Origin of the sequence: Streptomyces sp. NPDC048415, assembly GCF_040651675.1 — a bacterium.
Classification (GTDB): domain Bacteria; phylum Actinomycetota; class Actinomycetes; order Streptomycetales; family Streptomycetaceae; genus Streptomyces.
Map to the genome: position 1 here is coordinate 79,239 of NZ_JBEZKJ010000026.1, position 21,369 is coordinate 100,607.

Genomic DNA, 21,369 nt, shown 5'->3' on the forward strand with positions numbered 1-21,369 from the left:
GCCGGAGTCCCACCGCGGGCCCGAGTCCCAGCCCCACCACCACGCCCACCCCCAGCCCCCACCCCAATCCAAAGCCATCCCCCTGGGCCCCCGCTCCCTCACCGCCCTCGCCCTCGTCAGCGTCACCGGTCTCGCCGGATTCGCGTGGCCGCTCTTCGCGGGACCGGGGTCGCAGGTGAGCGCGCATGCGCAGGACGCTCCGTGGCTGTTCGCGGGGCTGCTCGTGCTGCTCGTCGCGGTCGTCGCGGCGGCGATATCGGAATCGGGGCTCGGGCCGAAGGCGGTGGCGATGCTGGGCGTGCTGGCCGCGACCGGCGCCGCGCTGCGGCCGATCGGGGCCGGGACCGCGGGAATCGAGCCGATGTTCTTCCTGATGGTGCTGAGCGGACGGGTCCTCGGACCCGGCTTCGGCTTCGTCCTCGGGTCCGTCACCATGTTCGCGTCGGCGCTGCTCACGGGAGGGGTGGGGCCCTGGATGCCCTTCCAGATGCTCGCCATGGGGTGGTTCACCATGGGCGCCGGGCTGCTGCCGGGCCCCGGCCGGCTACGGGGGCGCCCGGAGCTGGTGATGCTCGCCGCGTACGGGTTCCTCGCCGCCTTCGCCTACGGCACCGTCATGAACCTGGCCGGCTGGCCCTTCATGGACGCGCTGGCCTCGAACGTCGCCTTCGACCCGCACGACACCGTCCCCGCGAATCTGACCCGCTTCCTCGCGTACTGCCTGGCCACGTCCCTGGGCTGGGACCTGGGCCGGGCGGTCGTCACCGTGGTGCTGACCCTCACGCTCGGCGCGACCCTCCTCAAGGCCCTGCGCCGGGCCACGCGCCGCGCGGCTTTCGAGACGCCGGTCGCGTTCGAACCCGAGTGACGCGAGACGCCGGTCACATCCGAGCCCCGGCGGCCTGCGGCCCCCGTCACACCGCTCGGACGCACCCCGTCGACGTTCGTTCGCCGTCCGTGACGCACGGGGTGAAGCGGCCCACAGGACCTAGGTCACATACGAAGCGCGGTCGTAGTGAAATCGACGTGGCATGAACGCGTCGTCAGGCCCTCTGACCTGGGGTTTGAGAGCCAGATCACATGAAGGACTTTCTCCTCGGATGCGACCACCACTAGTAAAAGGGGTCATTGCGGACAGCCCTCGATCCTGTTTCTCTGGAGCAGTCGCAAGGCGCCGACGAGCCCTCCCGGGCCGCGGCGCCGACGTATGCCACCGCCACCTCCGGGTGGCCGGCACACGTACGACTCCATGTCCCCGAAGAAAAAGGTTCTCCGTGTCCGTCTCTTTCATCCGCCGCATCGCCACTTCTCCGAAGAAGGTCCTCACCACCGCCGCCGTGGCCGCCGCCACAACCGGCATGGTCCTGGCAGCGGCCCCCGCCCACGCCGCCACCACCTCGACCTCCTCCGCCCAGGCGATCGCGCACCAGATGATCCCGGACGCCGCGCAGTACAACGCCTTCAGCAAGATCGTCGAGCACGAGAGCGGCTGGAACATCAGCGCCACGAACTCCTCGTCCGGCGCGTACGGCCTGGTCCAGGCCCTGCCCGCCTCGAAGATGGCGTCCGCCGGCTCCGACTGGAAGACCAACCCCAAGACGCAGATCAAGTGGGGTCTGGACTACATGAACTCCCGCTACGGCAGCCCGGCCGGCGCCTGGAACTTCTGGCAGGCCAACGGCTGGTACTGACCGGCCCAACGGCTGGTACCGACCGGCCCCACCGCACGTGAAGGCGGCGGCCCCCGATCCCCGGGGCCGCCGCCTTCGCCATGCCCTGCCGCCATGCCCTGCTTCTGTGTCGCGCCCGGCGAGGAACGCCCCGACCTGCCCCGTATCCGTGGTGGACTTGGGTCCCCGCGCCCGCCCCGCTGACCGGAGGCTGCATGACCACCGAGACGGAGAAGCCGTACGACCCGGAGGCGCGCGGACTGCGCCTGGTGGCCGTGCTGTTGGCGCTGACCGTGGTGAGCGGGATGATCGACGCGGTGAGTTACCTCGGCCTCGGGCATGTCTTCACCGCGAACATGACCGGCAATGTGGTGGTGCTGGGCTTCGCCGCCGCCGGGGCACAGGGCTTCTCGGTACCGCACACGCTGACATCGCTGGTGTCCTTCCTGGTGGGCGCCACGGCAGGGGGGCGCGTCGCGGTGCGGTTCGGCGGCGCTTCGCGCCGGACCTGGGCGCGGGTCACGCTCGCCACCGAGGCGGTGTTCGTGGGCGCCTCGGCCGTTGTCGCCTTCGCCGCACCGGGCGCCACCGGCACGACGTACACACTCATCGCCCTCACGGCCTTCGCCATGGGCCTGCGCAACGCGACGGTACGCAAGCTGGGCGTACCCGACCTGACGACCACGGTCCTGACGATGACCCTGACCGGCCTCGCCTCCGACACCCGCCTCGCGGGCGGCAGCGGCCACCGCTCCCCCCGCCGCGCGGCCGCGGTGGTCGCGATGCTGGTGGGCGCCACCCTCGGCGCATGGCTGGTGATCCACCACGACCTGGGCATCCCGCTGCTGATCGCGGCACTGGTGTCGGGTGCGCTGGCCGTGGTGGCGTCCGGGCGGGAGTAGCCAAGCGGCCCCCGGACCAGCCCCCCGGCCCTCCGGACGCGATTCCTTTCCCGGGCGTGTGAGGTCTGTCCTCGTGGAGGCTCTCGCTTCCCCCGGACCGGATGGCCCCACGGCCGCCCGGCCCTCCGGGTGCGAGAGCGGAGCGTGTGACGACAAGAACCCCAGCGGCACGGTGCTCACCGTCTTCGCGGCGTTCACCGAGTGGAGTGCTAAAGCCGCTGAATGATCGTGCCCGTGGCCAGCCCCCCACCCGCACACATCGTGATCAGCGCGAACTCCTTGTCCCGGCGCTCCAGTTCATGCAGGGCGGTCGTGATCAGCCGCGCCCCCGTCGCCCCCACCGGATGCCCGAGGGCGATCGCGCCGCCGTTCACGTTCACCTTCTCCAGGTCCTGTTCGAAGACCTGAGCCCAGCTGAGCACCACGGACGCGAACGCCTCGTTGATCTCCACGAGGTCGATGTCCTTCAGCGACATCCCCGCCTTGCCCAGCACGGCCCGCGTCGCGTCGATCGGCCCGTCGAGGTGGAAGTGCGGGTCGGCGCCCACCAGCGCCTGGGCCACGATCCGCGCGCGCGGGCGCAGCTTCAGCGCCCGCGCCATCCGCTTGGACGCCCAGAGGATCGCGGACGCGCCGTCCGAGATCTGCGACGAGTTGCCCGCCGTGTGAACGGCTGTCGGCATCACCGGCTTCAGCCGGGCCAGCGCCTCCATGGACGTGTCGCGCAGCCCCTCGTCCCGGTCGACGAGCCGCCACATGCCCTGTCCGGCCCGCTGTTCCTCCTCCGTGGTGGGCACCTGCACGGCGAAGGTCTCCCGCTTGAAGCGCTCCTCGGACCAGGCGATGGCGGCGCGCTCCTGCGAGATGAGGCCGAGCGAGTCGACGTTCTCGCGCGTCAGACCACGATGGCGGGCGATCCGCTCCGCCGCCTCGAACTGGTTCGGCAGGTCCACGTTCCACTCGTCGGGGAACGGCTTGCCCGGCCCGTGCTTGGACCCCGACCCGAGCGGCACCCGTGACATCGCCTCGACGCCGCAGCTGATCCCGACGTCGATGACACCCGCCGCGACCATGTTGGCCACCATGTGCGAGGCCTGCTGCGAGGAACCGCACTGACAGTCGACGGTCGTCGCGGCGGTCTCGTACGGCAGGCCCATGGTGAGCCAGGCGGTGCGCGCGGGGTTCATGGACTGTTCGCCGGCGTGCGTCACGGTGCCGCCGACGATCTGCTCGACGCAGTCGGCGTGGATACCGGTGCGGCCGAGGAGTTCACGGTAGGTCTCGCCCAGGAGATAGGCGGGGTGCAGATTGGCGAGCGCGCCGCCGCGCTTGCCGATGGGCGTGCGTACGGCTTCGACGATCACGGGTTCCGCGGCCATGGGGCTAGGTCCTCTCCTAGGGCCTGTCCGGCGGATCAGGCCTGGGGCGCGGGGTCTGGGACGCACATCTGCGGCGTTGTCGTCACTCGCCGACGCTCCGCGTCGACTCCCTCCTCCGCCTTGCAGACGCACGCCCCAGACCCCGCTCACCCACGTTTTTTGGGTGCCGTTGGCCGAGTCCAGCCTGATCCGCCGGACAGGCCCCGCTGACCCGCGCAGCGCGGGGCGTCCCGGCCCACCCACCGCGCAGAACTAGAACGCGTACTAGTTCTGTGTGCAGTTTGCTGAGCGGAGCGCCCGCGCCGCAAGGGTCGTGCAGCCCCGGAAGCCGTGATCTGCACGAATTCCGCACGCAATTCGGGCCGCCGCACCCCTTGCCAGTTATAGAACCCGTTACTACCTTCACGGCAGTTCCTGATGGACCGTCAGATGGCTGGAGTTGCCGATGCCCTGTCCAGCGCTGCCCGACGGGTTCGATTTCACCGACCCCGACCTGCTGCACCACCGCGTGCCCCTGCCGGAGTTCGCCGAGCTGCGCCGGGCCGAACCGGTCCACTGGATCCCGCAACAGTCCGGTGTCGCCGGCTTCGACGACGACGGCTACTGGGCCGTCACCCGGCACGCGGACGTCAAGTACGTCTCCACGCACCCCGAGCTCTTCTCCTCCTTCCTCAACACCGCGGTCATCCGCTTCAACGAGCACATCCAGCGCGAGCAGATCGAGGTGCAGCGGCTGATCATGCTGAACATGGACCCGCCGGAGCACACCCGGGTCCGCCAGATCGTGCAGCGCGGCTTCACCCCGCGCGCCATCCGCTCCCTGGAGGACGCCCTGCGCGCCCGCGCCGGCTCCATCGTCGAGAGCGCGCTCGCGGGCGCGGGCCCCGACGGCGCCTTCGACTTCGTCACCCAGGTCGCCTGCGAACTGCCCCTCCAGGCGATAGCCGAGCTCATCGGCGTCCCGCAGGACGACCGCGCCAAGATCTTCGACTGGTCCAACAAGATGGTGTCGTACGACGATCCGGAGTACGCGATCACCGAGGAGATCGGAGCCGAGTCGGCCACCGAACTCATCTCGTACGCGATGAACATGGCCGCCGACCGCAAGCAGTGCCCGGCCAAGGACATCGTCAGCACACTGGTGGCGGCCGAGGACGAGGGCAACCTCGCCTCCGACGAGTTCGGCTTCTTCGTCCTGCTGCTCGCCGTCGCGGGCAACGAGACGACCCGTAACGCCATCACCCACGGCATGCACGCCTTCCTCACCCACCCCGATCAGTGGGACCTCTACAAGCGGGAGCGCCCGAAGACCACCGCCGAGGAGATCGTCCGCTGGGCGACCCCCGTCGTCGCCTTCCAGCGCACCGCGACCCAGGACACCGAACTGGGCGGCCAGCGGATCAACAAGGGCGACCGCGTCGGCATCTTCTACTCCTCCGCCAACAACGACCCCGAGGTCTTCGAGGGCCCCGAGCTCTTCGACATCACCCGCGATCCCAACCCGCACCTCGGCTTCGGCGGCGGAGGCCCGCACTTCTGCCTCGGCAAGTCCCTGGCCACCCTGGAGATCGACCTCATCTTCCACGCCATCGCCGACGCGCTGCCCAATCTGCGTCTGGCGGGCGACCCGCGCCGGCTGCGCTCGGCCTGGCTGAACGGCGTCAAGGAACTCCAGGTCAGCCACGCCTGACCCGCTCGGGCCGACGGCCTCCCGGTACCCGTCGGCCCGTCCGAGGGAGGCAGGGGCATCCCCCTACGCCCCGCCCCTGCCTCCCCCGCGCCCGCCCGCGCCGAAGAGCCACGCAGGCCAACCATCCTGTCGCCCCGCACGTCTTGGGATATGGAAGTCTGTCCCCCGACGTCGAGCGGAAAGCAGTGGCTGTGGGCTCCGCGCAACTCTCGTCCGTACGAACCGAGGACAGCTCCACAGGAGGGAAGGGCCCCCTCCACCGGTTCTACGAACGCCGACGCGTGCCGATTCTGGCGACCTTGTCCATCTTCCCGCTGTACATCGTGTGGGCCGTGTTCCTGGCCACGGGCGGCGGGGACCTGGCGGCACAGGACGCCTGGGCCGGATTCGCCGCGCGGCACCCCGGTTCCGCGTACAACCTCTTCTGGTACGGCGGAATGCACACCGCGAACTACAGCCTGCTGTCACCTTTCCTGATGGCCTGGGCCGGGGTGCGAACGGTGACGGTCGTGTCCGGGCTCGCGGGCTCCTGGTACGCGGCTCGCCTGCTGGAGAGGACGGGGATCGACCGACCTCTGTGGCCGGCCCTGCTCACCTCCGCGGCGCTCTGGTGCAACGTCGTCTCCGGTCGCACCACGTTCGCCCTCGGCGTGGCGATCGGCCTGGCCGGATGCGCGGCCGTCGTCGGCCCGCGCAGCCGGCCGCTCCTGGCCGCGACGGGCAGCGCGCTCGCCACGACGGCCAGCCCCGTCGCCGGGCTCTTTGTCGTGGTCGCAGGTGCGGGCTACCTGTTCGCCAGGCGGTTTCGGGAGGCCGCCGCACTGATCATTCCTCCGTTCCTGGTGGTCGTGGTGACGACGGTGCTGTTCCCGTTCCAGGGCGAGCAGCCCATGCTCGCGGGCCGAATCTGGCCACCCGTCCTCTACAGCGCCGCCGTCGTCCTGTTCGCTCCGCGTGAGTGGCGTGTGCTGCGGCTGGGGACCGCCGTCTACGCCGCCGGTGTCGTCCTCGCCTATCTGATCCCGTCACCGGTCGGCACGAACGTCGAACGGCTGGCGGAACTGATGGCACCGGCCGTCCTGCTCGCCGCGGCCATGGCGGCGCGGCGGTCCCCCGCACGGTGCGCCGCGCTCGTGGTGGCGCTCGCGTTGTCCGTCAACTGGGTGACCCACAAGACGATCGACGACCTGCGCGTGTCGACGTCGGTGCCCGCCTGGGCGGCCGACACGAAGGGGGTCGTCGCCGCGCTGGAACGCCTGGGCGCCGACCGGACCCGGGTCGAAGTGGTGCCGGCCCGCAATCACCGCGAGGCGAGTGGTCTGGCTCCCTACGTCAACACCGCCCGCGGCTGGAACCGGCAACTGGATGTCGAACGCGGTCGGCTCTTCTACGACGGCTCGTTCTCGCCGAGCGCCTACCGTGCGTGGCTGAACGGCTCAGCGGTGGGATACGTCGTCCTGCACGACGGCAAGCCCGACGGGCCCGCGGAACAGGAGGCGACGCTCGTCCGCGGCGAACCCGACTGGCTCGAGCCGGTCTGGAAGGACGCCCACTGGCGCGTCTACCGGGTGCGGGACGCGGTTCCGCTCGTCTCACCGCCGGCGACCGTGGTCCGCTCCGACGACGCGGAACTGGTGGTCCGTGTCGAGCACCGCGGTTCGGTGACGGTGCGCGTCGCCTACTCGCCCTGGCTGTGGTCGGACAAGGGCTGCCTCCAACAGGTGGGAAGGTGGACCATGTTGACCGCCCCCGCACCGGGCGAATACCGCCTGAGCTCCCGCTACCGGCTGCCTTGGGCCAACGGGTGTTAGAAGTCAGTGTCCCGAGGATGCCCGGTCGGCCTGCGCGGCCCGGGCCTCGGGCAGGTGTTCGTCCTTGACGACGATCCTGGACGCCGCACGCGGCCCCGACAGCAGGTAGGTCAGACCGAAACCCGCGCCGACCACTACCGCGCCGCCGACCGCGTCGAGGACCCAGTGGTTGGCGGTCGCGACGATCGCGGACAGGGTGAACAGCGGATGCAGCAGCCCGAGCGCCTTCATCCACCACTTGGGGGCCAGGACCGCGATCAGGATGCCGCACCACAGTGACCAGCCGAAGTGCAGGGAGGGCATGGCCGCGTACTGGTTGGTGACCGCGGTCATCGCGCCGTAGTCCGGCTTCGCGAGGTCCTGGGCGCCGTGCACCGTGTCGATGAATCCGAGACCTGGCATGAGCCGCGGCGGCGCCAGCGGGTAGAGCCAGAACCCGAGGAGACCGATCAGGGTGGCGATGCCGAGCGTACTGCGTGCCCAGCGGTAGTCGGCCGGGCGCCGGGCGTAGAGCGCTCCGAGGATCGTCAGCGGCACCACGAAGTGGAACGACTCGTAGTAGAAACCGAGGAAGTGCTCCAGCCACGGCAGCTTGACCACCGTGTGGTTGGCCCACTGCTCGATGTCTATGGAGAGAGCCTTTTCGATCGCGTGGACCTGGTGCCCGTGCTCTTCCGCGACGACGCGGCCCCCCGTAGCGGCCAGACGCACGGAGGAGTAGGCGGCGTAGAAGACCCGGATCAGCAGCAGTTCCAGCAGCAGATTGGGTCGGGTGAGCACGCGGCGCCAGACCGGCAGCAGCGGCACCCAGGAGAAGCGGGCCGGGACCGGCGTCGCATAGTCGGTCGGGATCGGCGAACGGTAGTACGGCGACGTACGCGGCAGGAACGGCACGACGGTGACCGCGGCGAGGGCCGCGAACAGCACCACGTTGTCGCGCAGGAAGTAGGCCGCCGGCACATTGGGCAGCATCATCTTCGCCGGGAGCGTGACGACCAGGACGACCGCGACCGGCCAGACGTAACGGTCGGAGGCCCGCTTGCCGACCCGGCCGACCACCGCGAGCAGAACCCACAGCAGCTGGTGCTGCCAGGTCGTGGGCGAGACGGCGACGGCGACACAGCCGGTGACCGCGACGGCGAGCAGCAGCTGCCCGTCCCGCGCGTAGCGCACCGCGCGGCGCAGACCGAGGACGGCGACGGCCGCGCCGAGCAGCAGGAACAGCCCGATCTCCAGCGGGCCGGTGAGGCCGAGCCGCAGCAGCGCGCCGTGCAGTGACTGGTTCGAGAGGTCGTTGGCCTGCTTGCCGAGGCCGACGCCCGCCAGGTGATGCACCCAGTACGTGTTCGAGTCGTGCGGCATCGCGGCCCAGGCGAGCGCGGTCAGGGCCCCGAAGGTGATCCCGGTGGACGCCGCGGCGCGTCTGCGCCCGGTGAACCAGAGCAGCGGCGCGAAGAGCAGCACGGTCGGCTGGAGCGCCGCCGCGAGGCCGATCAGGGCGCCGCTGGCGCGCTCCCCGCGTACGGTGAAGCAGCCCAGCAGGACGAGCAGCACCGGGATGATGCTGGTCTGGCCGAGGTAGAGGGTGTTGCGCACCGGCAGCGACAGCATCAGCAGACTGATCGCGACCGGCGCGGCGAGCAGCGACGTACGCCGGCTCACGGGCTGCGGCAGGGCGCGCGCGGCGACCAGGCCGAGCGCGACGACCAGCAGCAGGGTGCCGAAGGTCCAGCCCCAGCCGAGGGCCTGTTCGGCCGCGCGCGTGAGGGGCTTGAGGACGAGCCCGCCGAAGGGAGTACCGGTGAAGCGCGTCGAGTCGTACAGCGAGCCCTTCACATGCAGGACGCCGTTCGGTCCGACCCAGGTCTCCAGGTCCGTCAGCCGCTCGCCCTTGGGAGTGCTGAGGACCACGGTGAGCTGCCGTACGGCCAGCGCCGCGGCGATCACCCACAACCCGATGCGGACGGTGTGCAGCCGTGCCCTCGCCGTCTGTGCCGCCCCCGCCCCGAAGGCATTACCCGCTCCTCCGCCGTGCTCCGCGTTCGCCACGCCCCGCCGGCCCTCCCGCCCCAGTCGTCCCGTGCGTCTCATCCTCTTGAGACCCTAAGAGACTCGCACTACCCCCACTGAGAGACGCAGGCAACCCCTGCTTCACCTGACGGCCTCTCGCCTTTTGTCCGGATGACGATAGTGCGCGCAGCGTTCGGTTCCCCTTCGCGGGCGACATGGATCACAGACAGCGCCGCGGAAGGCCGTTCGGCACCCGGTCGTCCTCCCTGCGTAAGCGGCATTTATGCGCACTGCGCAGTGGGTCGCGTACGGCACGTAATGCCCGCGAGTGCCCCTATGGTCGCTGTTTGGCCCGCTTCCGGGTGGGCCGCTCCGGTCCGCCCCGGTGGACCGCGTCCCTGTCCCCTTCGGAAGGAAGGCCCTTGCCGACCGCCACCGCAGTCGCTCCCACGCTCCCCCGCCCCCGTACCCCCGCTCCACCCGAGGTCACCGTCACCGATCCGGCGCTGGTCAAGCGCGCCGTGAAGGCGGCGGCGCTCGGCAACGCGATGGAGTGGTTCGACTTCGGCGTCTACAGCTACATCGCGGTGACCCTGGGCAAGGTCTTCTTCCCGTCGGGCAACCCCACCGCGCAGCTGCTGTCCACGTTCGGTGCCTTCGCCGCGGCCTTTCTCGTCCGCCCGGTCGGCGGCATGGTCTTCGGCCCGCTCGGTGACCGGATCGGCCGCCAGAAGGTCCTCGCCATCACCATGATCATGATGGCGGCGGGCACCTTCGCGATCGGCCTGATCCCGTCCTACGCGACGATCGGCGTGGGGGCGCCGCTGCTGCTTCTGGGGGCCCGCCTGGTGCAGGGCTTCTCCACCGGCGGCGAGTACGCGGGCGCGTCGACCTTCATCGCCGAGTACGCGCCCGACAAGAAGCGCGGCTTCTTCGGCAGCTGGCTGGAGTTCGGCACGCTCGCGGGTTACATCGGCGGCGCGGGCCTGGTCACCCTCATGACCGCACTGCTGTCGACCGAGGACCTGCTGGCCTGGGGCTGGCGGATCCCGTTCCTGATCGCGGGCCCGATGGGCATCATCGGCCTCTATCTGCGGATGCGTCTGGAGGAGACCCCGGCGTTCGCGGCGGAGGTCGAGAAGTCCGAGGCCGAGCGCCCCAAGGTGCCGCTGCGCGACATGATCACCGGCCAGTGGCGCGCGCTGCTGCTGTGCATGGGCCTGGTGCTGGTCTTCAACGTCACCGACTACATGCTGCTGTCCTACATGCCGAGCTATCTGACCAGCGAGCTGAAGTACGACGAGACGCACGGTCTGCTCGTCGTCCTCGGTGTGATGGCGCTGATGATGATCGTGCAGCCCTTCGCGGGCGCTCTGACCGACCGGATCGGCCGCCGCCCGGTGATCGCCGCCGGCTGCGCCGGCTTCCTGGCCCTGTCCGTCCCGGCCATCCTGCTGATCCGGCAGGGCAGCCTGCTCGCGGTCGCGCTCGGCATGGGCGCCCTCGGCCTGCTGCTGGTCTGCTTCACCGCCGCGATGCCCGCCGCGCTCCCCGCGCTCTTCCCGACGAAGGTCCGCTACGGCTCGCTGTCCATCGGCTTCAACATCTCCGTCTCGCTCTTCGGCGGCACCACCCCGCTGGTGGTCACCGCGCTCATCGGGGCGACCGGGAACATGATGATGCCCGCCTACTACATGATGGCCGCGGCCGTGATCGGCGGCGTGGCGGTCTGGTTCATGGCGGAGTCGGCGGGCCGGCCGCTGCCGGGCTCGGCCCCGTCCGTGGCCCCCTCGGAGCGCTGACCTGGAACCGCAGCCTCCGTCGTGCCGTCTGAGAACCCGTCCGACGGCACGACGGAAGGGCTACGGGGGATGGATTTCGTACGAGGGCGTGTACTGGTCGTCGTATGGGCGCTGTTGGGGATCCAGTTGGGGTCTCTCGTCGCACCGGCGTATGCCTGCGGGTGCGGCGCGATGGTGCCGGACAGCCAGCGGCACGTCACGGTCGACCGCGAGATGTCCGCGGTCCGCTGGGACGGCCGCCAGGAACAGATCGATGGGGGTCCCCCCGTTCGAGCGTAGTCGAGAATGGGGGAGAGCCTGACGGTCGCCGGGGACGCCCACAAGGCCGCGTGGATCATGCCGGTCCCGCACCGGGCGACGGTGAAGCTGGGCGACAGCGAGCTGTTCGACCAGCTCGGCGCGGCGACCGCGCCCGAGCACCGCACCCGCCACTACTTCTGGCCGCGCGGCGGCGACTGGCCCTTCGCCGACGGCACCGAGAGCGCCGCCGCCCCGCGGACCGGCGCGAGCGCACCCTCGGTGAGCGTGGTCGGCCGTGAGCGCCTCGGCCCCTTCGACGTCGCCCGCCTCACCGCCACCGACTCCGACGCGCTCGGGAACTGGCTCGCCGACAACGGCTTCCGGCTCCCGCCCCGCCTCGACACGGCGCTGCGTCCGTACGTCGACCAGGGCTGGGAGTACGTGGCGATCCGGCTGGCCCCCGAGGACGCGAAGGCCCCGCTCGGCGGCACCCTCGACCCGCTCCACCTCAGCTTCGCCAGCGACGAGCTGATCTACCCGATGCGGCTCTCGCGTCTCGCGCACACCCCGCAGTCTCTCGGCCTGTACGTCCTCGCCGCGCACCGCATGGAACCGGCGTCGGCGATCGGCGGGGACCGGCCGCAGGTCTCGTACGCGGGCCGTATCGGCGCGACCACCGGTCCGCTGGCCCGGCTGACCCAGGGCACCGACTTCCTGACGGCCATCGACCAGCAATTCCCGCAGCCGTCGCGGATCTCCGGCGACCACGTACTGCGGCCCACGGCGACGGACGCGGCCTACCGTCGGGTGATCTACGACGACCGACTGCTGAAGGCCGGCGGGGTACCGGTGTGGCTGCTGACCGTGGGCGGCGCGCTCGCCCTGGTGGCCGTGGCCCTGGTGATGGGCGTACGAGCCCGCAGGCGCCACCCGATCCCGCCGCCCCCGCCGGTGCAGGCACCCCCGCCGATCGGCTGACTCGGCCGTGAACACCCGAAATCCCGCTGACAGGGGCGGGCGGTCGCGACTAGATTCACCCGAGGACTAGTTAGGGCATCTAACTAGCCATACGAAAGGCATGGTGCATGACCGAGTCGCAGCTCTGGAACGACGTCGACGACTACTTCACCACCCTCCTCGCCCCCCACGACGACACCCTGACCGCCGCGCTGCGCGACAGCGACGCGGCCGGACTGCCACCCATCAACGTCGCGCCCAACCAGGGCAAGCTGCTCCAGCTCCTCGCCCAGATCCAGGGCGCGCGCCGCATCCTGGAGATCGGCACCCTCGGCGGCTACAGCACGATCTGGCTGGGCCGCGCGCTCCCGGCCGACGGGCGGCTGATCACCTTCGAGTACGACCCCACACACGCCGAGGTCGCCCGCGGCAACCTCGCCCGCGCCGGCCTCGACAAGATCGCCGAGGTGCGGGTGGGCCCCGCCCTGGAGTCCCTGCCGAAGCTGGCCGAGGAGAACCCGGAGCCGTTCGACCTCTTCTTCATCGACGCGGACAAGGTGAACAACCCGCACTACGTCGAGTGGGCCGTCAAGCTCGCCCGGCCCGGCAGCCTGATCGTCCTCGACAACGTCGTACGCGGCGGCCAGGTCACCGACGCGAGCAGCACCGACCCGAGCGTGCGGGGCACCCGGGCGGCACTCGAACTGATCGCCGGCCACCCCAAGCTGAGCGGAACCGCGATCCAGACGGTCGGCAGCAAGGGATACGACGGGTTCGCGCTGGCGCGCGTGCTGGCGTGACCCTGCGCTAGGCCTCGTGGTAGAAGCCCACGTTCACCGTGCGCGGGCCCGTGCGGTCCTCGATGACGAGATCTCCGGAGCCGCCCGCGGGCAGCTTCGCCGTCCCGCCGTACGGGAGGGGCTGGGGCGGCAGGCCCGCCAACGTCAGCCGCACCTCGGAGGACGGCTCGGAGTGGGAGCCGCGCAACCAGGTGACCTGCCACGAGCCGTCCGGGCCGCACAGGAACTCGAGATGGACCCGGGACACGAACAGCCAGTCGTCGGGGGTCGCGAGACGGCACACGGCCCGGTCCCGGCCCACCCGCAGCACGGCCCCGGGGTCGCTCGGCGCGTCGGCCATCAGCATCCCGGCCGTCGCACCCGCGTCCGCCCCGGACACCGAGGCCATGGTGAGTTCGAGCACGCGCGCTCCTTCGTCTTGGGCTGGTCCAATTGTCCTCGCGCGGAGCGTGGTTGGCGCACCGCCGCCGCATGATAATTCGACCCGTCGCCCCGCCGTGTGACGTCCGGCACAATGGACACATGACCGAGCGCAAGCCACCCGGTGTCAGCTTCGAGTCCTGGATCGACAGACAAATCCGTGAGGCGCAGGCGCGCGGCGAGTTCGCGGAACTCCCCGGCGCGGGCAAGCCACTGCCGCACATCACCGACACGTCGTACGACGAACTGTGGTGGATCAAGCGGAAGATGGCCCGCGAGGGGCTGTCCGTGCTGCCGCCCACCCTCGCCCTGCGCAAGGAAGCGGAGGACGCGCTCGCGGCGGCCTCGGCGGCGCCCTCGGAGCGGGCCGTGCGCCGCATCGTCGAGGACATCAACGCCAAGATCCGCGAGGTCATGTTCAAGCCCCCGCCGGGGCCTCCTCTCGGGCTCAAGCCGTACGACGTGGAGGCGGTCGTCCGGGAGTGGCGCGAGGCGCGGCAGAAGCGGGGGTAGGGACGACATGGTGAGGCCGCGTCCCGGGGACATGGTCCGGGACGCGGCCTCACCGTCGGGGATGTGGGCGGGGGTGGGGCGGGGCTCGACCGTCGGTGATGTGCGGCGGGTTTCGGCGGAGCTCAGAACCGCAGGAGCCGCTCCGTGAACTCGCGGTAGTCCCGCAGGGCGAGGCGCAGTTGTTCGGTGTCGCCGGTGGCGGACTCTCCCGCGTCGGTGGCCTGCCAGGACGCGCGCAGGGTGCGGCGGCGCCGCGTCACCGCCTCGGTGAAGCGCCCGGCCAGCTCCTCCAGTACGTGATCGGCCTCCTCCACGGCCGTCCGGGGCCCGTCCACGAACCCGCCGACCGCGTGCCGCATCCGCAGCGAGAACTTGTCGCCCTCGTCCCGGCCAAGCAGCGGGGCCTCATGCCCGGCGGGCCGCCCGGGAATCGCACGGTCGCCGGCCGCGCGGCCCTCGTACGCCTCGGGGGCCTCGCCGGCGGAAACGCCCGGGCCCTCTCCGCGCCCCGTGCCGGTGCCGGAACGCCCCGGCTCTCCCGCACGCGCCGCCGCGCCCTCGCCGACCATGGCCTTGTCACCCGGCACGCGCTCGGCCGACACCGGACCCACCCGGCCCTTCATGGCCTCCCGCGCCGATGCCTCCCCGGCACCGTCGCGGGCCTCGCTGCTCCCGCGCCGCGCCGCGCCTTCGCCCACCATGGCCTTGTCACCCTGGACGGGCTCGGCGGCGGCCGGGCCCACGCGGCCCTTCATGGCCTCCCGGTGCGGTGTCCGCTCGGGGCCCTGACCTGATGTCATGTCGGTCATCTTCGTCAACTCCCCTTCGCATGGCGCCTGGTGAAGGACCAGGGCAGGTGGGAGTGGCTGTGCTGGGCGGACTTCGCCGGGCGGACGGCCGGGGTCTCGGCGCCGTCCGCGCGGTGCCGGGGGGTGTCCTGGCGGCTCGGGGTCACCAGATCCTCGAAGAGGGCACGGGCCTCGACCAGGGCCTCGCGCATCTCCTCCGTGCCGGCCCGGCCGTCCGGCGACCCGTCGACGCGGGTCCGCGCGACCCGGTGCACTCGGCGGTAGCCGTCGACGTGGGGTCCGTGGTGGACGGAGAGCGCGGCGAGCTGCTCCTCGTAGCGGCCGCCGTCGGGGAAGCCTCGGGCGCCGGCCAGCTCACCGAGCAGCCGGTCCACGTCGGCCACCGCCTCCCGCGGCGACTCGACGAAGCGTTCCTGGGCGGCCGTCCAGCGGGCCGCGTACTGCTCGCGGACCGCGGGCTCCAACGGCCGCTCCGTCAGCGCGCCGTGCTGCCTCACCCGCTCGGCGAGGTCGCGCTCGGCGGCCTTGGCGTCACCGTCGTGCCGGGCGACGGTCCGGTCGTACTCGGGCCCGAAGCGCCGCCGCAGATTGCGTCCGCCCTGCGGCCTTCGGGCGAGGAGGGTGAGGGCAGCCGCGACAACGACAACGGCCGCCACGATCACGATCAGAGCGATGATCAGGCCTGTGGACATGGGTGCCTTCCGGGTTTCTCGACCCAACGGGCCGGTTCGCTCCCCGGGTTGCCCGCAACGCGTCCCTCAAACGGCTCCCGTCAACGCACGGAGGGGCGTGCGGCTCGTCACCGAGCACGGTGATCCCACCGGCGTACCCCTTGCGCCGCAGCGCCTCCGCCGTGGAGAGCCCGGGGGCGGACCCACCCACCACCAGCACCCGGGCCGGGGCCTGCTCGCTGGTGCCGCCCCTTGTTACTCATGCGTGACTCCCGTTACAGGCAAGCCCGGTGACGGACGGTCAGCAGAAATCCGCTTGCGGGCCGGAGGTCCCACCCCCCGACAATGACGCCCATGACCGGTGCACGTACGACGGCCTCCTGGACCGTCGCCCCCGAACCCTTCGACTCCCCCGTGGCCGCCGCGCTGTGGCGGGCGTACTACACCGAGGTCAGCGACCGCTGGTACCGGCTGCACGAAGGGCGTACGACGGATCCCGACGAGCTGGAGCGGGAGATCGCCGCGCGCACGGGCAGCGAATTCGCCGCACCCACCGGGGTGCTGCTGGTGGCACGGTACGACGGCGAGCCCGGGGGCACAGCGGGGGTCCGGATGCTCGACGGCACGACCGGCGAGCTGAGCCGCGTCTTCGTCCGCGAGGACCTGCGCGGCAGGGGCGGCGCCGCCATGCTGCTCGTGGCGGCCGAGAAGGAGGCCCGCGGCCTGGGCGCCGAACGGCTGATCCTGGACACCCGAAGCGACCTCGTGGAGGCGCGTGCGCTGTACGCCCGGCACGGCTACGAGGAGACCGAGGCACACAACGACGACATCTATGCCGGGCACTGGTTCAAGAAGGACCTGACGGGCGGCTGAGCGGCCCCGGTCCTTACCCGGCCCTGCTCTGCGGCCGTGCCGCCGTCCGCTCGTGCGGCCGCTCCGCGTCGGAGCCGCACATCTCGGAGTTCAACTCCTCGACCAGCTTGACCAGGTCGGTGGGCCGGTCCGGGCCCCACCAGTCGCCGAGCAGCTCGGCGAGGGACTCCGCGCGGGCCTTGGCGAGGTTCTCGGCGACCTCGCGTCCCTCGTCGGTCAGCACGAGGTCGAGTCCCTCGCGGACGGCGAGCCGGCGCTCCTCGACCTGCCGGGCCGCGGCGATGATGACGGACAGCGGCACGGTGCTGCGCTCGGCGAGCTCCGCCGGCTCGGCCCACCCGTACTTCTTGATCCGCAGCAGCAGCCAGCTCGCCGCGGGCAGCAGGTCGTACCCGGCCCGCGCGGTGATCTTCTCGTAGATCTCGCGCCGCCCCTCCCGCGTGCCGAGCGCGGACAGCGCCCGGCACACCTCGTCGTACGACGACCGCTCCACCGGATTGCTGGCGAGCGTCTCCGTCACGTCCGGCGCCCTGACCGACCCCCGCAGTCTGTCCTCGCGCAGGAACCAGGCCAGCACGAAGCCCAGTGCGGCGACGGGAGCCGCGTACAGGAAGACGTCCGTGATGGACGACGCGTACGCGTGCAGCACGGGCTGCCGCAGCGCGGGCGGCAGACCGGCGATGCCCTTCGGGTCGGCCTTGAGGGAGTTCGGGGTGATGCCCGCGGGGAGCTGATGCCCGCTCAGCGCGGTCGTCAGCTTGTCGCCGAGGCGGCTGGCGAAGACCGTGCCGAAGATGGCCACGCCGAACGAGGCGCCGATCGAGCGGAAGAAGGTCGCGCCGGAGGTGGCGACGCCCAGATCCTCGTACGACACCGCGTTCTGCACGATCAGCACGAGTACCTGCATGACCAGGCCGAGGCCCAGACCGAAGACGAAGAAGTACGAACTCATCTCGCCCGTGCTGCTGTTCTCGTCGAGCTGGTGGAGCAGCAGCAGGCCGATGGTGAAGACCGCGGTGCCCGCGATGGGAAACACCTTCCAGCGGCCGGTACGGCTGACGATCTGCCCGGAGATCGTGGAGGACAGCAGCAGGCCGAACACCATCGGCAGCATGTGCACGCCGGACATCGTGGGCGACACGCCCTGGACGACCTGGAGGAAGGTCGGCAGATAGGTCATCGCGCCGAACATCGAGAAGCCGACGATGAAGCTGATGACGGCGGAGAGCGAGAAGGTGCGGATGCGGAAGAGTTTGAGCGGCAGGACGGGTTCCGCCGCCCGCTGTTCCACCGCGACGAACGCCGCGGCCAGCACTACGCCCAGCACCGCGAGGCCGATGATCTGCGGCGAGCTCCAGCCCCATGTGGTGCCGCCGAGCGAGGCCACCAGGATCAGGCAGGTGGCGACCGAGGCGATCAGGAGCGTACCGAGGTAGTCGATGACGTGCTGGGCGGACTTCTTCGGGATCTGCAGGACCGTCGCGATCACGGCGAGCGCGACGACCCCGACGGGCAGGTTGATGTAGAACACCCAGCGCCAGCTGAGATGCTCGGTGAAGAGCCCGCCGAGCAGCGGTCCGAGCACGCTCGTGGCGCCGAAGACCGCGCCGAACAGCCCTTGGTACTTGCCCCGTTCGCGCGGCGGGACGATGTCGCCGACGATCGCCATCGACAGCACGATCAGCCCGCCGCCGCCGAGTCCCTGCAGCGCCCGGAAGCCGATCAGCTGGGGCATGTTCTGCGCCATGCCGCACAACGCGGACCCGATCAGGAAGATCACGATCGCCGTCTGGAACAGCTTCTTCCGGCCGTACTGGTCGCCGAGCTTGCCCCACAGCGGGGTCGCCGCCGTCGACGCGAGCAGGTACGCGGTGACCACCCAGGACAGGTGCTCCAGACCGCCGAGGTCGCTGACGATGGTCGGTAGCGCGGTCGACACGATCGTCTGGTCCAGCGCGGCGAGCAGCAAGCCGAGCAGCAGCGCGCCGATCGAGACGAAGATGCTGCCGTGCGGGGTGCTGCCGGCGTCGACTGCCGCCGCGGCGCGGCGCCTCGCGGCGGACTCGTTCACGCGCTCGGGCGTGTCCGGGCCGCCCGGCGCGTTCGTGTCCGACGGCGTGTCCGCGCCGTGCGCATCCCCGGTCATGCGGCCTCCCTGAGCCCCGAGGGTCTCGGTCACCCTCCATCCTGGTGGGTGTGACCCGTTATGGCCTGTTGAATCCTCCGGAGGGAGGGATTCCGCCGACCTCTGGAGATTGCGTGAGGGACATCCGGATAACCTCTGGAGTTCTCCAGGGGGGAGGGACCCACGCGTGACCGAACCGAACGGGCATGTCTGTCCCGAGTGCGCGACACCCCGGGCGCCGGACGGCACCCCGTCCTGCGCCTGCACCCAGCGGGCGTCCGACGCCCTGCGCGACGCCCGCACGGCGGAGGCGGCAGCGGCGGAGGACTTCGATCCGCTGCGAATACGGCCGTATGTGGAGCTGGGGGCGGAGGAATCGGGGGCCGCTGTCCCGAGGCGCACCGGAACCTCGGAGGGGAATGCCGCTGCCGACGGGGCGTCCGCGGCCACCGTGCCGCCGGCCGCGCTTCCGTTCGAGCCGCGCGCCGCCGCCGCTAACGGGCGCCTCTTCCCGGAGCGGCCGCCGGGGCCCGGCAGTCCGTCGGCCGCCGGGGATCCGCGGCCCCGGCGTCGGCGGCGTACCGCGGTCCTCGGTGTCGCCGGGGCCGTGGTGACGGTCGTGGCCGCGGCGGGGTTCGCGAGTGGACTTCTCGCGTACGACACTCCCGTGCGGGACAGGGCGTTGCCCGAGGACGTGCGGGCGAGTGTGCCGGAGGCGTCGTCGGTGTCGCCGTCGACGAGCGCGTCGTCCACGGCGCCGGCACCGGCGTCGGCTCCGGTCGCCCCGGCGCCCTCGCACAGCGCGAGCCCGTCGCCCTCGGCGTCCGAGTCCAGCGCGTCGCCGTCCCGGTCGGCGACCCCGACCCGGACGACCACGACCGCGAGCGCCACGGCCTCGCCGACGTCCACGCACGCGGGTTCCGGCGAACGCCGGGTACCCACCCTGAGACTCGGCGACAAGGGCCCCGAGGTCACGGAACTCCAGCTGCGCCTGCGCCAGTTGGCGCTCTACACGGGTGACGACGCCGGCCGCTACGACGACCGGGTCGAGGAGGCCGTACGCCGCTACCAGTGGGCGCGGGGTATCACCGCCGACGAGCAGGGGGTGTACGGCGGGGCCACGCGGGCGAGCCTGGAGTCGGAGACGGCGGAGCCGTGATCGCCTTCCGCCGGTGGGGGGTCGGGGCCGCGCCGGTACATCCGCCCGCATCCGAACGGATCGACTGTGGGTGAGGAGGGTGCCGTATGCCTTTGATCCGTCCGGATGCGGGCATTCGATGTACCGACACGGCCCCTTCCGTGGGGGGGCGGGTGCGGCCCGGTGGGGGCGGGCGGGCGTGCGTTGTGCCGCCGCGGCCCCGGTCGGCAGTCTTCAGCCCGTCCGGCGTTTGGGGCGAGGCCGTCAGCGCGATACGGGGGTCTGGGGGGCGCGCAGCCCCCAGGGACGAGAAGGGGCGGCCCCCAGGGACGGGAAGGGGCGGCCCCCAGGGACGGCGGGGGCGCAGAGGATCCGTTCCACCCATCCCCTCGGTCGACGTGCGGGGCCGTCACGGGGAAGCCGACGTCGACTCGGTGTCCTCGGGGTGTCCAGCGGGGGTTGTGGGTATGGCGCTGGTGTGGTCGGGGGACTGAAGCGCAGGTCGGGCGTGGTGGCGCGGAGGGGCTGTTGTTTTGTATCGTGTAGGAACAAAGTGGCTCCCGCCCGCACTCCCTGACCGGCGGGCGGGGCCGCCTTGTTTCCCGGGGGGCACGCTGAACCCCGTTTCCCGCGCCTTGGAGCATGCCCGATGACGACGGCCACCACCGTTCTGACCGCCCGCGCCCTCCTGCTCGACATGGACGGCACCCTCGTCAACTCGGACGCCGTCGTCGAACGCTGCTGGCGTCGCTGGGCCGACCAGCACGGGCTGGACGGGGACGAGGTCATGAAGGTCGTCCACGGCAGGCAGGGGTACGCCTCGATGGCGGTGCTGCTGCCGAACCGGCCCATGGAGCAGAACTACGCGGACAACGCCCGCATGCTCGCCGAGGAGACCGCCGACATGGACGGCGTCGTCGCGATTCCCGGCGCCCTGGAGTTCCTGGCCTCCCTGGCCAGGCTGCCGCACGCGCTCGTGACCTCCGCGGATGTGGGGCTGTCCACGGCGAGGATGGCTGCCGCGGGGCTGGAGCTGCCCGATGTACGGATCACCGCCGAGTCCGTCGGGGCGAGCAAGCCGGATCCCGAGGGGTTCCTCAAGGGCGCCGCCGAGCTGGGGGTCGCGCCTGAGGAGTGCGTGGTGTTCGAGGACTCCGGGGCGGGGATCGCGGCGGGCCGGGCTGCCGGGATGCGGGTCGTCGGGGTCGGGCCTCGGGCGGGCTTCCACCGTCCGGATGTCCTCGTGCGCGACCTTACGCAGGTGCGGGTGGAGGCTGCGCAGGACGGGACGGTTCGGCTGCACGTCGTCGGCTGAGGGGGGAAGGGTTTTCGCCCCCGCCGCCCCTACCCGTCCCGTACCTGGGGGCTCCGCCCCCAGACCCCCGTATCGCGCTGACGCGCTCGTCCTCAAACGCCGGACGGGCTGAGGACTGCCGACCGGGGCGCCGGCGGCACACCGCACGCCCGCCCGCCCCCACCGGGCCGCACCCGCCCCCACACGGAAGGGGCCGTGTCGGTACATCGAATGCCCGCATCCGGACGGATCAAAGGCATACGGC

The 21,369-nt window shown here is 71.5% G+C and carries 17 protein-coding genes and 1 pseudogene; 12 read left to right on the plus strand and 6 right to left on the minus strand.

Going from position 1 to position 21,369, the window contains the following annotated elements:
- The first annotated feature begins 76 nt into the window (after nucleotides 1-76).
- The 3 genes from AB0D27_RS19425 to AB0D27_RS19435 all read left to right on the plus strand — a co-directional run bounded on the left by AB0D27_RS19425 (nucleotide 77) and on the right by AB0D27_RS19435 (nucleotide 2,572).
- Entirely contained in the window at nucleotides 77-868 is a 792-nt protein-coding gene (locus AB0D27_RS19425; RefSeq protein ID WP_362509922.1) for an ECF transporter S component, read from the plus strand.
- Between the two features lie 406 nt (nucleotides 869-1,274).
- Nucleotides 1,275-1,691, plus strand: a complete 417-nt coding sequence (locus tag AB0D27_RS19430) for a transglycosylase SLT domain-containing protein (protein ID WP_362509865.1) — start codon at nucleotides 1,275-1,277, stop codon at nucleotides 1,689-1,691.
- Nucleotides 1,692-1,885: 194 nt separating this feature from the next.
- Nucleotides 1,886-2,572 carry a YoaK family protein gene (locus tag AB0D27_RS19435; protein ID WP_362509868.1) on the plus strand — a complete coding sequence of 229 codons (687 nt, stop codon included), beginning with the start codon at nucleotides 1,886-1,888 and terminating at the stop codon, nucleotides 2,570-2,572.
- 209 nt (nucleotides 2,573-2,781) lie between these two features.
- Here the strand turns inward: AB0D27_RS19435 and AB0D27_RS19440 are convergent, their stop codons facing one another.
- On the minus strand, nucleotides 2,782-3,951 hold the full coding sequence (locus AB0D27_RS19440) for a steroid 3-ketoacyl-CoA thiolase (protein WP_362509871.1): 1,170 nt from the start codon (nucleotides 3,949-3,951) through the stop codon (nucleotides 2,782-2,784).
- A 445-nt stretch (nucleotides 3,952-4,396) separates the two neighbouring features.
- Here AB0D27_RS19440 and AB0D27_RS19445 point away from each other — a divergent pair, with 445 nt between their 5' ends.
- Together AB0D27_RS19445 and AB0D27_RS19450 are read left to right on the plus strand one after the other, a co-directional pair.
- Nucleotides 4,397-5,641: a cytochrome P450 gene (locus AB0D27_RS19445; protein WP_362509873.1), complete on the plus strand. Its 1,245-nt coding sequence runs from the start codon at nucleotides 4,397-4,399 to the stop codon at nucleotides 5,639-5,641.
- Between the two features lie 299 nt (nucleotides 5,642-5,940).
- On the plus strand, nucleotides 5,941-7,452 hold the full coding sequence (locus AB0D27_RS19450) for a hypothetical protein (protein WP_362509876.1): 1,512 nt from the start codon (nucleotides 5,941-5,943) through the stop codon (nucleotides 7,450-7,452).
- Nucleotides 7,453-7,455: 3 nt separating this feature from the next.
- Here the strand turns inward: AB0D27_RS19450 and AB0D27_RS19455 are convergent, their stop codons facing one another.
- Entirely contained in the window at nucleotides 7,456-9,501 is a 2,046-nt protein-coding gene (locus AB0D27_RS19455; RefSeq protein WP_362509925.1) for a bifunctional glycosyltransferase 87/phosphatase PAP2 family protein, read from the minus strand.
- A 383-nt stretch (nucleotides 9,502-9,884) separates the two neighbouring features.
- Here AB0D27_RS19455 and proP point away from each other — a divergent pair, with 383 nt between their 5' ends.
- The 3 genes and pseudogenes from proP (at nucleotide 9,885) to AB0D27_RS19470 (ending at nucleotide 13,261) form a co-directional block, all read left to right on the plus strand.
- The gene (gene proP / locus AB0D27_RS19460) at nucleotides 9,885-11,264 is read left to right on the plus strand and encodes a glycine betaine/L-proline transporter ProP (RefSeq protein ID WP_362509879.1); all 1,380 of its coding nucleotides are present in this window, start codon (nucleotides 9,885-9,887) and stop codon (nucleotides 11,262-11,264) included.
- 69 nt (nucleotides 11,265-11,333) lie between these two features.
- A pseudogene (locus AB0D27_RS19465) lies at nucleotides 11,334-12,482 on the plus strand (DUF2330 domain-containing protein).
- A 107-nt stretch (nucleotides 12,483-12,589) separates the two neighbouring features.
- The gene (locus AB0D27_RS19470) at nucleotides 12,590-13,261 is read left to right on the plus strand and encodes an O-methyltransferase (protein ID WP_362509882.1); all 672 of its coding nucleotides are present in this window, start codon (nucleotides 12,590-12,592) and stop codon (nucleotides 13,259-13,261) included.
- A gap of 7 nt (nucleotides 13,262-13,268) precedes the next feature.
- On the opposite strand, the gene AB0D27_RS19475 is transcribed toward AB0D27_RS19470, so the two are convergent.
- Nucleotides 13,269-13,664 (minus strand): hypothetical protein, encoded by a 396-nt coding sequence (locus AB0D27_RS19475; protein WP_362509885.1) that lies wholly within the window; start codon nucleotides 13,662-13,664, stop codon nucleotides 13,269-13,271.
- A gap of 119 nt (nucleotides 13,665-13,783) precedes the next feature.
- Between AB0D27_RS19475 and AB0D27_RS19480 the strand changes: the two genes are divergently transcribed.
- Nucleotides 13,784-14,194 (plus strand): DUF1992 domain-containing protein, encoded by a 411-nt coding sequence (locus tag AB0D27_RS19480; protein ID WP_362509888.1) that lies wholly within the window; start codon nucleotides 13,784-13,786, stop codon nucleotides 14,192-14,194.
- Nucleotides 14,195-14,316: 122 nt separating this feature from the next.
- On the opposite strand, the gene AB0D27_RS19485 is transcribed toward AB0D27_RS19480, so the two are convergent.
- Both AB0D27_RS19485 and AB0D27_RS19490 read right to left on the minus strand, forming a co-directional pair.
- Nucleotides 14,317-14,994, minus strand: coding sequence for a hypothetical protein (locus AB0D27_RS19485; protein WP_362509891.1), 678 nt, complete (start codon nucleotides 14,992-14,994; stop codon nucleotides 14,317-14,319).
- A gap of 14 nt (nucleotides 14,995-15,008) precedes the next feature.
- Nucleotides 15,009-15,695 (minus strand): hypothetical protein, encoded by a 687-nt coding sequence (locus tag AB0D27_RS19490; RefSeq protein WP_362509893.1) that lies wholly within the window; start codon nucleotides 15,693-15,695, stop codon nucleotides 15,009-15,011.
- A 333-nt stretch (nucleotides 15,696-16,028) separates the two neighbouring features.
- Here AB0D27_RS19490 and AB0D27_RS19495 point away from each other — a divergent pair, with 333 nt between their 5' ends.
- Nucleotides 16,029-16,547: a GNAT family N-acetyltransferase gene (locus AB0D27_RS19495; protein ID WP_362509896.1), complete on the plus strand. Its 519-nt coding sequence runs from the start codon at nucleotides 16,029-16,031 to the stop codon at nucleotides 16,545-16,547.
- Nucleotides 16,548-16,560: 13 nt separating this feature from the next.
- Here AB0D27_RS19495 and AB0D27_RS19500 read toward each other — a convergent pair whose 3' ends face one another.
- Nucleotides 16,561-18,693, minus strand: coding sequence for an MFS transporter (locus AB0D27_RS19500; protein ID WP_362509899.1), 2,133 nt, complete (start codon nucleotides 18,691-18,693; stop codon nucleotides 16,561-16,563).
- Nucleotides 18,694-18,859: 166 nt separating this feature from the next.
- Between AB0D27_RS19500 and AB0D27_RS19505 the strand changes: the two genes are divergently transcribed.
- Nucleotides 18,860-19,831 carry a peptidoglycan-binding domain-containing protein gene (locus AB0D27_RS19505; protein ID WP_362509902.1) on the plus strand — a complete coding sequence of 324 codons (972 nt, stop codon included), beginning with the start codon at nucleotides 18,860-18,862 and terminating at the stop codon, nucleotides 19,829-19,831.
- A 628-nt stretch (nucleotides 19,832-20,459) separates the two neighbouring features.
- Entirely contained in the window at nucleotides 20,460-21,125 is a 666-nt protein-coding gene (locus AB0D27_RS19510; RefSeq protein ID WP_362509904.1) for an HAD-IA family hydrolase, read from the plus strand.
- The last annotated feature ends 244 nt before the right edge of the window (nucleotides 21,126-21,369 follow it).

Excerpts from the sequence above, each read along its gene's own strand:
- AB0D27_RS19480 (WP_362509888.1), top strand. The coding sequence starts at position 13,784 with ATGACCGAGCGCAAGCCACCCGGTGTCAGCTTCGAGTCCTGGATCGAC.
- AB0D27_RS19485 (WP_362509891.1), bottom strand. The coding sequence starts at position 14,994 with ATGACATCAGGTCAGGGCCCCGAGCGGACACCGCACCGGGAGGCCATG.
- AB0D27_RS19435 (WP_362509868.1), top strand. The coding sequence starts at position 1,886 with ATGACCACCGAGACGGAGAAGCCGTACGACCCGGAGGCGCGCGGACTG.
- AB0D27_RS19510 (WP_362509904.1), top strand. The coding sequence starts at position 20,460 with ATGACGACGGCCACCACCGTTCTGACCGCCCGCGCCCTCCTGCTCGAC.
- AB0D27_RS19440 (WP_362509871.1), bottom strand. The coding sequence starts at position 3,951 with ATGGCCGCGGAACCCGTGATCGTCGAAGCCGTACGCACGCCCATCGGC.
- AB0D27_RS19490 (WP_362509893.1), bottom strand. The coding sequence starts at position 15,695 with ATGTCCACAGGCCTGATCATCGCTCTGATCGTGATCGTGGCGGCCGTT.
- AB0D27_RS19445 (WP_362509873.1), top strand. The coding sequence starts at position 4,397 with ATGCCCTGTCCAGCGCTGCCCGACGGGTTCGATTTCACCGACCCCGAC.
- AB0D27_RS19495 (WP_362509896.1), top strand. The coding sequence starts at position 16,029 with ATGACCGGTGCACGTACGACGGCCTCCTGGACCGTCGCCCCCGAACCC.
- AB0D27_RS19470 (WP_362509882.1), top strand. The coding sequence starts at position 12,590 with ATGACCGAGTCGCAGCTCTGGAACGACGTCGACGACTACTTCACCACC.
- AB0D27_RS19500 (WP_362509899.1), bottom strand. The coding sequence starts at position 18,693 with ATGACCGGGGATGCGCACGGCGCGGACACGCCGTCGGACACGAACGCG.